Raw genomic sequence first — 11,379 nt, forward strand, 5'->3', positions numbered from 1 at the left:
CATACCCTTCTAATTATTACACTGTAAATTCCAATGGAAACATACCAGCTTTTTTTAATGGAATAAAGTCATCATCCTCCAATGCCATTGCTGCAAATGCCCCATCTTCTTCTGCCTCCAACACTTCTATGAGAAGGTCAGAGGCTTCTTCCTCCCTCTTTAATAGGGATAGATAACATGCTCTGTTATAAAGAAAATGCAATTCTTCAGGATCTATTTCTATGGCAGAATCAATTAATTCAAGTGCCTTTGTAAATTGACCTGCTAATCTATACGTAATACTTGCCTCGTTCATTATCCACGCATTAAAACCGTCAAGCTCAACCGCTCTGTTCATATGTTGCATTTCTTTTGTTGCTTCACCTAAATCTCGATAAATTACTCCAAGATGATAATGAGCAGATTTATTATTACCATCCAATTCTAGTATTTCTAAAAATATATTTTTAGCATTTTCGTTTTCCTCTAGTAATCTCAATACATATCCATAATGATTAAGATTTTCAATGGAATACTCTTCTTCCAGACATTTTTCAATAAGTAGCTTCGCATCGCTTAAATAGGATGCATGTTTTTTCTCAGGCAAGTATTCAATATAATTAATATAAGTAGTAACAAGAGAAGAAGCCACTGCTTCTGTCCATTGTACCTTGAGAGATTTTTGTTTTAGTTTGACTGCGTCTGTTAGCATATCCATTTGTAAGTAAAAATCCCCAAACAATATGACTGCATCTGTATTTGTTCTATCAAGTTTTATAGCATTTTCGTAAAGACTTCCTAGCACTCCAAAGTCGAGTGTAGCTTTTCCAAAGTTTTTTATCTTTCCAATCCAGCCTTTGTCAGAGGCATCATATGCATCATTTTCCCTTTGCTCTAATAATAACTTCTCATATTCAACTGCCGAGTACATAAATAATAAACTCTTGATAGATGCCTCGACTCTTAATTTATTCAAATCTTTTTCCAAGGAAAGCATCGAGTTGCTTTGTTTATATAGGTCAATTAGTAGGGGGTAGAGGTGTCTTTCCTCGACATCCTTTTGTATTTGTTTATACCATTCATTTTTTGCTTCTGAAAATCTTTTTCTTTTGATAAGTACTTTTATATAATGGGTGATAAAGTTTGTTTCTTCTTTATCCAGTGCCAAAGCTTCCTGTACTAGTTCCTCTTCTTTATCAAGTTCACCCAAATACCCATAGATATATGCCAAGCTGTCCTTAATAAACCCAGCATTTTCTTCTGTTTCCATTTGCAATAATTGATCCATTAATTCTTTTAGATCTTGCTCTTTTAAAAGAGAAGCAAAATAATCAATATTCAATACATATGGATCGATCTGGAAAGCTTTTTTTAGGTAATAGACTTCTTGTACTTTATGATTCAAACGTTCACTTATATCAGATAAACGTATGAATGCCTGCAAATGTTCCTGATCTAGTTCAATCACTTTCTTAAAATAACGCTTAGCAGTTTTATCATCCGATAGTTTAACGTATGTTTCACCAAGGCGATAAAGTGGGAAAAGGTCATAGGATAAAGTAAGTGCTGTTTCAAAATAGTGAATCGCCTGATAATATTCTTCATTTTCCTCCAAGATCCAACCAATATAGCTTGGATAGAGGTAGTTGTCCTCGTCTTCCTCCATTAATTGATGAATAAATGATAATGCTCTTGTGTAATATGGGGTTTCTATCAAAAGTTCCACATAGACATCTAAGGCGCCCTCTAAATTCTCAACTTCTAGTTCAATTCCCTTTTCTATATAGGCAAGTGCCTGCTCTCTTTGGCTTTGTTCAGCTTCCATCTCTTCACAACAATGCCACATATTTTTCCCTGCGTTTATTAAATATTCACTTTCGGATTCAAACTGTCCATATTGATCGTTAAACCATCGATATGCTTCCCTATGTTTTCCTTCTTCCATTAATAGTTGCCCGAGACACAGCCACGCAGTAGAATCATTCGGTTCCAATTCAGTCACTAGCATGTACGTTTTTCTTGCATGCTGTAGATCCTCTTGTCTCCAATAAAATGCAGCTAGTTCCATCATGAGTAGTGCATTTTGGCCGGTATTTTCCATACCATCCTTCAAGGTATCCTCTGCTCTTTGATTATCTCCATGAATATTCTCATAAAGCCCTGAAAGTTCTTTATAAGGTATGGCAATGGTGGAATCCAAGTGAATGGCAACCTTGAATCCTCTTTCAGCGTGACGATATCTTGCCATTTCCATATCACATCTTGCTCTTTCGAACCAAGCATGGGCATGGTGTTTATCTTCTTTGATTAACTTTTGAAACTCACTACGTGCATCCTCTACATAATGGTTTTCAAGCAAAATAATTCCATGATTCATTCTTACAAAAGTATCTAATGAATTGATGTCCATAGCAATAGTAGAATAAGCAAGGGCCATATCCATTTGTTCTGAATAGTAACTGGACAATGCCAGATAGGACCAAGAAACAAAATCTTCTGATTCATGAAGAATACTGTCGTAAAAATACTCCCCTGCTTTTACATAGTCGTCTTGATCAAATTTTATTCTTCCTCTCCAATAGGAAATGGCAGATTGATAGGCGTTATTTTTAATTAAGTCTATCGAGTTCTCCGCTTGCTCCCAGTCTTTCAATCGGATATAAGCCATGGCGGTAATGAAATGCTTATAATCATCAGGTAAAGATGATTTCGTAACTACTTCTATTGCTTTATGAATAAGATCCTTGTCATCTTCGCTTGCTAAATATTTTAAATAGGTAGACGCTACTATTTCATCATCTAGATTCTCTTTAATATACATTATTTCTTCGTCTGACGTATTTTTTTGCCCATTCTCACCCATTGATTGTATTCTAATAGACCTTTTATGAAAATGATCATCTAAAAATGATAATTGCTGCGACTCTTTATTTGGAAGAACTGCAATTGCCAAGCATTTACTGTTTCCATATTCTTCTGAGAACTTCTCGTAATCTAGTCGATGCATCTCTGGAAAGTTTGGATCTTGAATAAATAATGTATTCAAAATATCGTCATAACCAACTACCAGCTGAACATGGGAGGAAGATGGGTACTCTACATTCATTATTATTGCTGCGCCAACATCAAGAAGCTGTTTCACTAATTCGACATTCGCCTGAAAATAACGACTTGTATATCCATTTCCCTTTAAATATCCTATTGTCTTTATTAGACTAGATCCTGAAACCGAGAATACTTTTTCAGCAATTTCTTCTTGTGGAACACTTTGTCCATACATACTAAAAACCATAGAAATACATGCGGGCACACAAAAATTATCTTTTTGTATGGATGAGTGATAGTTAGTGACAAATTGGTTACCTGACACTTTTTCTGTTAAGTTTTTAAACTGGCTATTTTTTCTTACTTCTTTATGTTCCTCCAGGAAGGCTTGTAATGCTTTAAAATTTTTCTCCTCATAAAAACTTTCCGCAATCCACAAATTTAATAATAATTTATAATTATGAAACGGCACACTTGTATGAAGTGCTTTAATTAAGGTTCTCAGCTTCTCCCAATCTTTCATATTTCGGTAATATCTAATCCATTCAGCCTGTATGCCAGGAGTTAGCAAATCGGTGTCTGTCGCTATTTCAAGGTAAGCTCGTGCATTTTGCAAATCTCCATGATTCAATGACTCCCTAATTATCATCCCAAAAGCATAAGGAGCTTCCTTAGGATCATTAAGTGCTTTTTTAAGAATAGCTAGCCCTTCTTGCGATTCACCTTTTTTAAGGTGATAATAAGCCCATCTTGTATCCATCGGCTCTGTAGCGATTTCTTCACAATTTTTCATATGTTCATAGGCTTCATTAAATCGTTTCATATGCATGCAAGCAATGGCAAGTGCACGATAAATCTTTTCTTTATCTTCGTTAGAAACATCCTCATCTAAACAAGACTTAATAAGTTCCCATGACTGAATATATTTTCCTTGATCAATTAACTCTTCTCCATACCATATCGTTGTCGCTATAGAATTGTTTAGACGAAACCGTACTCTTACTAACAAGGAAGATATTCTATCCATTAAAGCTAAATCTAATACCCGAAGCAAAGATCTCATTTCATCGTCAGGCAAGGAAACAACCTTTTTAATTAGTTCTATTGGCTTATCTATATTTATACTCTTAAATTCGGTGACAAAATAATTAATGGCCTCATTATACTTGTTCTCTTCCAGCAGTTTTGTTATTAGACCAATTTCCATGTTTCTCTTCATGACCCCTCTATAAAAAATATTTTTCTTGCACGAATAGATTAAATATACGACGAATAGTAAGCATTTACCATCTTTATTTTCGAAGAATCAAATATTTTTTTTGACTAATATTTACTGAATTCTTTTGAGGCTCAAATATAAAATCATAAATCAGCTTAATAAGTCCTTACATCAATAAAAAAGATGCATGACTTTTTCTAGTCAGCATCTTTTCTATTGAAAATTATTATTGCTCTTTATGTATCACTTTTCAGGAAGAGCGTCATCAATAACTAGTCCATTGAACATGTAACTACTTATCAAAATAAATTACTGGATTACCTTTGAGCCCTTTTTTCAGTAGCTTTTCTTCCCCTTCCCATCCATCTTTCACCCAAAAATCTCGACTGGTTCCTTCTTCGGAAAAGCAATTTGTGTCTGTTTCTCCGTTATGATATTTGTCATAAACAAGCTAGTGTACATCGTAGGGACTGGTCCTTCATGACATTGTTTATTTTCTTTAGCTCGTGACACTACTACATGATCTTCGGAATACCAAGCCAAACCTAAATCTACAAACCCTTTTGGTATATATTCTTTTTGTTGTTTCAAAATTGGTATGTCAGCTACTTTTAATTTCTTGTCAGACACCCAAAATCTCCCTTCTCCCGAAATATAAGCTAGCTTATTTTCCCATGGTGACCAATAAAACTAATCTTTAAATAGTAACATTGAAAGGACACCTAACATGTTGCTTTCATTCGATAAGTACGCAGTTGGAATCGCTAGAAAGCTAAGTCAATTTCCGTCATTGCTCCATTTAAAATAACAAAAATCAATCGCAAACATATCCTTATCCGATTCAATAGTGTAAAAATGCTCTACTTTCTTACTATCAAGATTTGTATCAAACGGCAACTTAAACAATGGAATTGGTCCCCAGCCAGTAGGCAAAAGGTTTGCCGTTGAAGAAACAATAAACTCTTTCCCATTTGGAAACCATTCGAAATCACTTACACCAAGTACCACATTTTCGAAGCCCTTTGGAATCCCATCTTGTTTCTGTGTAATATTAAGAACGCCATTAGAGGTATAAGCTAATGGTTGGTTGGTTGGAGACCATTTATAATTTTTTGTTTCTATCCAATCATAAGGTTTATAATTCACTTTTTTATTCGTATCATATATCCAAAGTTGAGACGCATCTCCTTTTTCTCCGATATGCAAGTAAGCAATAAATCCTCCGTCATAAGACCATTTTAGATTTACTACCTCTTTATCACGAGTTAACTGATATTCTTTCGTTTCTTCTTTCATCCATAATTGATTGTCAAGGACAAAAGCAATATTGATAATAGGTAATTGTTCTGAAAATACTGGAATGTGCAATATTAATAATACAGGTAAGAAGATAAGCATTTTTTTAACACGGACAACCCTCCTTAGGGTAGGATATCCCTTCTTACTTTCTCTCACTCGAACTTACGATTGGTTTTTCTATTTTTTCCTTAAACAAATGCCACACGCCATTCACACACTTCTGTCATGCCAAGTTTTCTGTACACACTGCGTGCAAGAGGATTGGAATAAAATAAATAAGGAATTTTCCCTTCCGATATAAGTTGATTACAAAGAGCATGGAGCACTTCAGTCCCATACCCGCTTCCTCTTAATTTTGGATCTGTGAATACACCAATGATGATCGCACTGTTTTTTTCTTCTTTAACTGTTGCCGCGCATGCAGCCATCCTCCCATCAATAGAAAGATAATAACTCCTATTCGTACCATCAGAAAGTTTCAAAAACTCAGATTCCATGTATGCCTGTTTGCTTTCAGCTAAACTACCTTGGAATTCTTCTGTTACAGTGAATAAATCATATTGCAAACCGATTTCATCTTCTGTTTGGATTGTTTTTACTTGTAAGTGGGGATATCTTCTTGCAATCTTGACACTATGCACTGCTCCCATATGTGAAAAGCTATCATGCTTGATGTTCATAAATGGTAGTAATTTACCAACCATTTCACTTGGACCAGAGATTTTATAAAAATTTAACTCTTGTAAGAATGGTAAATAAGGTTCTATTGATTGATTACTGTTTTCATAGTATGTAAGGTTTCCAGCATGATTTAACAGAATGGAAGTAAGTTTATTATTCTCATAATTACCCAATACACGTAGCTGCTTACTTTTGTAATGATTGGCAAGTAAATCATTAAGAATAAACTGGTAGTTATCCATTTCATTGCCAAAAAGATGACAGACATCCATATGATCATGGATAGATAATTGCTTGACGGACATCACTTTTCTCCTTATAGACAAATCTATTTATTATACCCAATCATTCTCTTCTGTTCTTCAATATCCAAATCTAGATGGTATTGATGGACTAGTCGTATTACATCTGCAAATAAGTCCTCCAACTCTTTCAGTGCCTGTTCTTGGTTGCTTAGGAGAAATTGATTTATTCTTGCTACAAAGTTCTCTGGTTTTACTGTGAATTCCTTTTCTTTATTTGATAGCCACTTGAAAGATGGGTGATGCACATACATTTTATTCAATCCAAAAAGTACACCCATCAGCTTGATACAAGCATCTTGTGTTACTCCATTTAGCATTAATCTGTCTTGTCTTTTCATTAGCGCTGCCCGATTGTTCCACCTGCTACCTAACCATAAATTTTCCGAGATCATTCTCTTTGCTAGCTGATGTGGGTAAATGGATATGGATTGCTTTAAGGAATTTATTACCATCTCACCATATAATGGCATTCCATCTTTAATCGATGCAAGAATACATTGCTTATCGTAGTTCATATCAAAATGGATAGTCACATCTGTAATAAATGTTTCTACCGTTGAAGTTAGAAAATTACTGATTTCTAGTTTAATTCCTTCTGGGGTTAGATAACTTTCAGACCACTCTCCATCTTCAAATGGAAAATACGATAAAACAGAACCATTAATAAATTGAATAGGTTGTTTTCGATCGTCATCTGAGGGTGGCTTTTTCCAGAGTATGTGGAGTTCTATATCAGAGAACTCATCCTCCCATCCTGTTGCGACTGACCCAGCCAACATTATAGCTTCTATACTAGGATTATTCTTATAAATAGTTGTAAGCTTCATAGCTGTTTGTTTTAATGACATTACTTTTTCCTCTCATTCTTATTTCTTAATGATATAGGACTGATCTCTAATCACCACTGTATCCGGTGTAAAGCGAATTAATACGTTTGAATCATCAAGGTTTTGAAACCGTGGATCCCAATCTTGTTCATCTTGACCTAAGTATTTCGAAATAATCTTGTAAACTATCTCAGAATCAAAATTTTCAAGGCTACCTTTACCTCTGAATCCAGCATGCAATACTTTTCCTGTTAAAGAGTCAAAGTCAACAATTCCTATGGCACACTTCGAATTCTTCTGTATTCTCTTTGGGAATGTGTCTGTTTTCGTTCCAATAATCCATATTTCATTGTTCTCCCAGTGGAACCATACTGGAGAATCTTTTGGCATATCCACTTCAACCGTCGAGAGATGAGCGAATAATGGTTTACTTAACATATCGTCTAAATCAAATGTTCTCTTACCGTTAATTATCTCCACCTAATAGCCCTCCAATCTACTTTCTTCTATCCATTCTATATTTCTTTTATTGATCGCATAGGCTATTATTTCGTCGCGAATATTTGGGTAAAGTACGATAGAATGTAACTCCGATAGTTTTATCCATTTTACACCGGTTTGATTTAAGTCTGGCTTCGAAGGCATTTTCGGGGTTGACCCTTTTTTTATTTCACATTCAAACAGTAGGGCCAAGGTGGGTGTTTCTCCGTACTTGAAGTTATTTTGATGTGGAGCATATTCATAAACTAAAGCTAGTGGCCCCACATCTACTTCTATGCATGCTTCCTCCCATGCCTCCCTTTTTACTCCCTCCATTATTGACTCTCCAGCTTCCACTCCCCCAGATGGAAAATTGTAATGAAGACCGTTTTGATCATTAAATTCAATTAATAAGATAGATTCTTCTTTGATTATTAATGCACATGCTTTTACTCTAATTGGATAACTCATCGCATTTCTCCCGCTATATGCAAATCACTAGGTATGGTTCCAATATCATTTATTTCAACTGCCCAAGAAACAATAGTCGTACTGTCTCGCACATTTTTTTGTTGAATATCGGTTAGCAGAGCTAGGATACCACCATAACAATCCACTTTTTTGAATTTTTCAAAGATAAATGCTGCTTCACTATAATTGGAATCAGGGCATTCGAGTAATCCATCAGTAGTCAATAAAATATGGTTAGTTCCTTTTCGCAACTCTTTTACACCTGTACTGTAACATGGCACTCCTTTATGAAAGGCGCTTTCTTTGCCAATCCATTCAAAAAAACTGCGATGATTTTGTTGATATTCTCCTAGATTTATTAGTTCAGGATGATGTAAAAACAATGCACAATCTCCAATATTAAACCACCAAAGGTAGTTACCCTTTCTACATGCAATAAGACAAGCAGTTTCTCCTTTAGTACCTTGACACCGCTTCAAAAAAGAAGGGCTTTGAAAGATAGTTAAGATAGTTTGTGATAACGTATGAAATACATCTTGTATGGGCAGGAAAAGAACTTCTTCAATTTGTTCTTTATTCTCTTGTATTATAGCGATAACCAGTTCAGCGCTTTCAGCTGAGTAATGGGCATCTAATACTATTGCAAATTCCCATTCTCCCTTGTCATCCAACCAAATGAGACACCCATCCTCATTCTTATATTGCCCTGCAGCAGAATTTCCTCCAAACAGACCATATGTTACTCTTTGCTTCATGATAGCTACCTTTATTTCATCAACATAACTATTACTACTTCCCACCCAGCTAAATGCCTGCATGAATGTTACCACTTACTATATGTTTTTTGATGCGTTCGCAAAGCTCCACTACATCATCATTAGTTCCCTTTGGAGCATCCTCCCAATCATATACAGCCATTGGACCCCAATACTGTTCAGGCGTTTCAGGATACCTAGCAACAAGGTGCATATGTAAATGAGGTACGTTATTTCCCGCGACAAGGGCATAGACATGCTCGGCACCCTCTGATTCTTTCAATGCTTTGCTTACTTTTGCCATGATAACTCCAAACGTTTTCGCTTCTTCTTCTGACATTTCTGCAAGTGTAGGTACATGTCTTTTTAAATCTATCATTATATGACCAAGGTAAAATGGTTGATCATTCTTATCAATATGGCCTACATATACGTGTTCGTCTTCATATATCACATTTCCCGCAGTTTGTATTTCTCCCAAATGCTTTTGACAAATAAAACAAGTACTACTCATCGTAATGGCTCCCCCCCCCAAGATAAAATGTATGTAATGGTACTTCCTTCATTTCGTTTACCAAGTAGGCTCTTGCCTTAGGTCTCGAACTGACGATTTTCTTAATTTCACCGTTCACATAATGAATACCCACTCCATCATCAGCAGCTATCCCAGGTTTTAACTGTCTACTTGCTATTAAATTTTGAAAGGTTGGGCGTCGGTTTGCCTCCCCATCATAGTGTGGAGAGTTGCTTCCTTGCAAAAAGCCAAGACAGGTAATTGGCTCTAATTCATCCCCAAAGGAGTCAGTAAGACCTTCTTCATACCAACAAATGGATCCAGCACTAATTCCCGTGAGGATTATTCCCTGTTGATACCCTTTTAAAAGTATCTTATCTACATTCCAATCTCTCCATAAAGCAAGCAAGTTTTTCGTATTTCCACCTCCAACATAGATAATGTCTTTTTCTAAAATATAAGATTCTATGTCTTTTGTGGGTGGTTTGAATAATGAGAGGTGGGAAGGTATACATGTTAGTTTTTCAAAAGCATTGTAAAATCTATCAATATAATTTTGTGCATCTCCGCTTGCTGTTGGTAGAAAACAAATTTTGGGTTTATGGTTCCGAGATTGTTTGAGAATGTAAGAATCAAGTAATAGGTTAGCAGGTTCCATCGAGAAGCCACCACCACCGAGTGCAATAATTTGTTTCATTTTGGTTACTCCTTTCTGGAAGATTGATCCATATTATACCATGTTAAACAGCTTTCAGTGTCGAAAATTCAGATAATTTTATAAATTATTTTGCAGTATACTATTTTAGTAATATTTAGAAATGAAAGGGGCTATTATGGTGATCTGGGCTATTGTTCTACTTTTCTTAATCTTTATTTTTATGATGGTAAATTCACAAGCAGTTAAGGGGAAAAATACGTTAGAACTGGGAGTAATATCCCTTGTGTTTGTGGTTGCTGGAGGAGTCACCATTTATATTTCCGATACATTGTATGTACTTGGAGCCTTATCAATAGTTTTGGGGGTTTTTTTATTCATGGTTGGGATGTTTTTGATTATATATTCTTTGTTTAAAAAATAGGGATAACTGTGCATTATGCAAACATTTATTAATTTATGGAGGGTATGTCGCGTTAGGTTGTCTCCTCGGTATACCCTATTATCATTGGAAAACGATATGTCGATAAACTTGAACACTTTTTGATTTGAAAGCACGTGCGCCCTGACCAGAGCTCACATGCATAAGGCGAGACTGCGAGAAGAATCGGTTTAACCTTTTTGTATAATCAAATTATCACCTCCAAATGCTAGTTGCTGGAGCAATACACTCTTCAAATTTTATCCTTTCTTAAACTAAAAAAAGACCACCCAAAGGAGGACACTGCAAAACACTTACATTTTTTAGAAGAAACGCCCTTCGAGGCGTTTTTTGTTAGAATAGAGTTATATCAAAGTGTATCGGGGTTTTTGTAATGTTACTAAATCACAATCAATCAAGCCTATCTTTTCATTCGGAGCTTTACTCTTTTGTGCCAGAAAATCATCTTTTGAGAAGAGTTCATGAACTAGTTGATTTTTCCTTTATAAATGAGTTAGTTGAAGAATCTTATTGTAAGTATTACGGTAGACCTGCCAAGGAGCCTGAACTGTTGTTCCGTCTCCTTTTTCTGCAATTTCTGTACAATTTGTCTGACGAAAGAGTGATTGAGGATTCATAATACAATTTAATAAATGGTTTTTAGGTTTAAATCCAGAAGACACTTTACCAAATTCTTCACAGCTTAGTCGATTTCGTGTACATAGACT

Annotated in this window: 11 protein-coding genes and 1 pseudogene; 2 read left to right on the plus strand and 10 right to left on the minus strand. The window is 35.4% G+C overall.

All coding sequences use genetic code 11. From position 1 onward, the window contains the following. Positions 1–16: 16 nt before the first annotated feature. The 10 genes from LRP81_RS15815 to LRP81_RS15860 form a co-directional block, all read right to left on the minus strand. Positions 17–4,243: a C39 family peptidase gene (locus LRP81_RS15815; RefSeq protein ID WP_230502788.1), complete on the minus strand. Its 4,227-nt coding sequence runs from the start codon at positions 4,241–4,243 to the stop codon at positions 17–19. 369 nt (positions 4,244–4,612) lie between these two features. Next, positions 4,613–4,873: a hypothetical protein gene (locus LRP81_RS15820; protein WP_230502790.1), complete on the minus strand. Its 261-nt coding sequence runs from the start codon at positions 4,871–4,873 to the stop codon at positions 4,613–4,615. Positions 4,874–5,020: 147 nt separating this feature from the next. Further along, positions 5,021–5,641 (minus strand): hypothetical protein, encoded by a 621-nt coding sequence (locus tag LRP81_RS15825; RefSeq protein ID WP_230502792.1) that lies wholly within the window; start codon positions 5,639–5,641, stop codon positions 5,021–5,023. Positions 5,642–5,730: 89 nt separating this feature from the next. Further along, a complete protein-coding gene (locus LRP81_RS15830) occupies positions 5,731–6,528 on the minus strand; it encodes a GNAT family N-acetyltransferase (RefSeq protein ID WP_230502794.1) in 798 nt (265 codons plus the stop codon). 23 nt (positions 6,529–6,551) lie between these two features. Next, positions 6,552–7,376 (minus strand): DUF4037 domain-containing protein, encoded by an 825-nt coding sequence (locus LRP81_RS15835; RefSeq protein WP_230502796.1) that lies wholly within the window; start codon positions 7,374–7,376, stop codon positions 6,552–6,554. Positions 7,377–7,394: 18 nt separating this feature from the next. After that, positions 7,395–7,835 carry a pyridoxamine 5'-phosphate oxidase family protein gene (locus tag LRP81_RS15840; protein WP_230502798.1) on the minus strand — a complete coding sequence of 147 codons (441 nt, stop codon included), beginning with the start codon at positions 7,833–7,835 and terminating at the stop codon, positions 7,395–7,397. Further along, entirely contained in the window at positions 7,836–8,306 is a 471-nt protein-coding gene (locus tag LRP81_RS15845) for an NUDIX domain-containing protein (protein ID WP_230502800.1), read from the minus strand. Further along, entirely contained in the window at positions 8,303–9,136 is an 834-nt protein-coding gene (locus LRP81_RS15850) for a protein phosphatase 2C domain-containing protein (protein ID WP_230502803.1), read from the minus strand. The genes LRP81_RS15845 and LRP81_RS15850 overlap by 4 nt, the downstream gene beginning before the upstream one ends. Next, complete coding sequence (locus tag LRP81_RS15855; protein WP_230502804.1) at positions 9,111–9,575, minus strand: HIT family protein; 465 nt, start codon at positions 9,573–9,575, stop codon at positions 9,111–9,113. Before LRP81_RS15855 ends, LRP81_RS15850 begins: the two co-directional genes overlap by 26 nt. Then, positions 9,568–10,272, minus strand: a complete 705-nt coding sequence (locus tag LRP81_RS15860) for a Type 1 glutamine amidotransferase-like domain-containing protein (RefSeq protein WP_230502807.1) — start codon at positions 10,270–10,272, stop codon at positions 9,568–9,570. Before LRP81_RS15860 ends, LRP81_RS15855 begins: the two co-directional genes overlap by 8 nt. Positions 10,273–10,408: 136 nt before the next feature. Here LRP81_RS15860 and LRP81_RS15865 point away from each other — a divergent pair, with 136 nt between their 5' ends. Continuing rightward, the gene (locus tag LRP81_RS15865) at positions 10,409–10,654 is read left to right on the plus strand and encodes a hypothetical protein (protein WP_230502809.1); all 246 of its coding nucleotides are present in this window, start codon (positions 10,409–10,411) and stop codon (positions 10,652–10,654) included. 391 nt (positions 10,655–11,045) lie between these two features. Then, positions 11,046–11,379: pseudogene (locus LRP81_RS15870) on the plus strand (transposase); the annotation flags it as partial.

Origin of the sequence: Sutcliffiella rhizosphaerae (assembly GCF_917563925.1) — a bacterium.
GTDB classification, from domain to species: Bacteria; Bacillota; Bacilli; order Bacillales; family Bacillaceae_I; genus Sutcliffiella_A; species Sutcliffiella_A rhizosphaerae.

Excerpts from the sequence above, each read along its gene's own strand:
- LRP81_RS15825 (WP_230502792.1), bottom strand. The coding sequence starts at position 5,641 with ATGCTTATCTTCTTACCTGTATTATTAATATTGCACATTCCAGTATTT.
- LRP81_RS15860 (WP_230502807.1), bottom strand. The coding sequence starts at position 10,272 with ATGAAACAAATTATTGCACTCGGTGGTGGTGGCTTCTCGATGGAACCT.
- LRP81_RS15835 (WP_230502796.1), bottom strand. The coding sequence starts at position 7,376 with ATGTCATTAAAACAAACAGCTATGAAGCTTACAACTATTTATAAGAAT.
- LRP81_RS15815 (WP_230502788.1), bottom strand. The coding sequence starts at position 4,243 with ATGAAGAGAAACATGGAAATTGGTCTAATAACAAAACTGCTGGAAGAG.
- LRP81_RS15855 (WP_230502804.1), bottom strand. The coding sequence starts at position 9,575 with ATGAGTAGTACTTGTTTTATTTGTCAAAAGCATTTGGGAGAAATACAA.
- LRP81_RS15830 (WP_230502794.1), bottom strand. The coding sequence starts at position 6,528 with ATGTCCGTCAAGCAATTATCTATCCATGATCATATGGATGTCTGTCAT.
- LRP81_RS15845 (WP_230502800.1), bottom strand. The coding sequence starts at position 8,306 with ATGAGTTATCCAATTAGAGTAAAAGCATGTGCATTAATAATCAAAGAA.
- LRP81_RS15865 (WP_230502809.1), top strand. The coding sequence starts at position 10,409 with ATGGTGATCTGGGCTATTGTTCTACTTTTCTTAATCTTTATTTTTATG.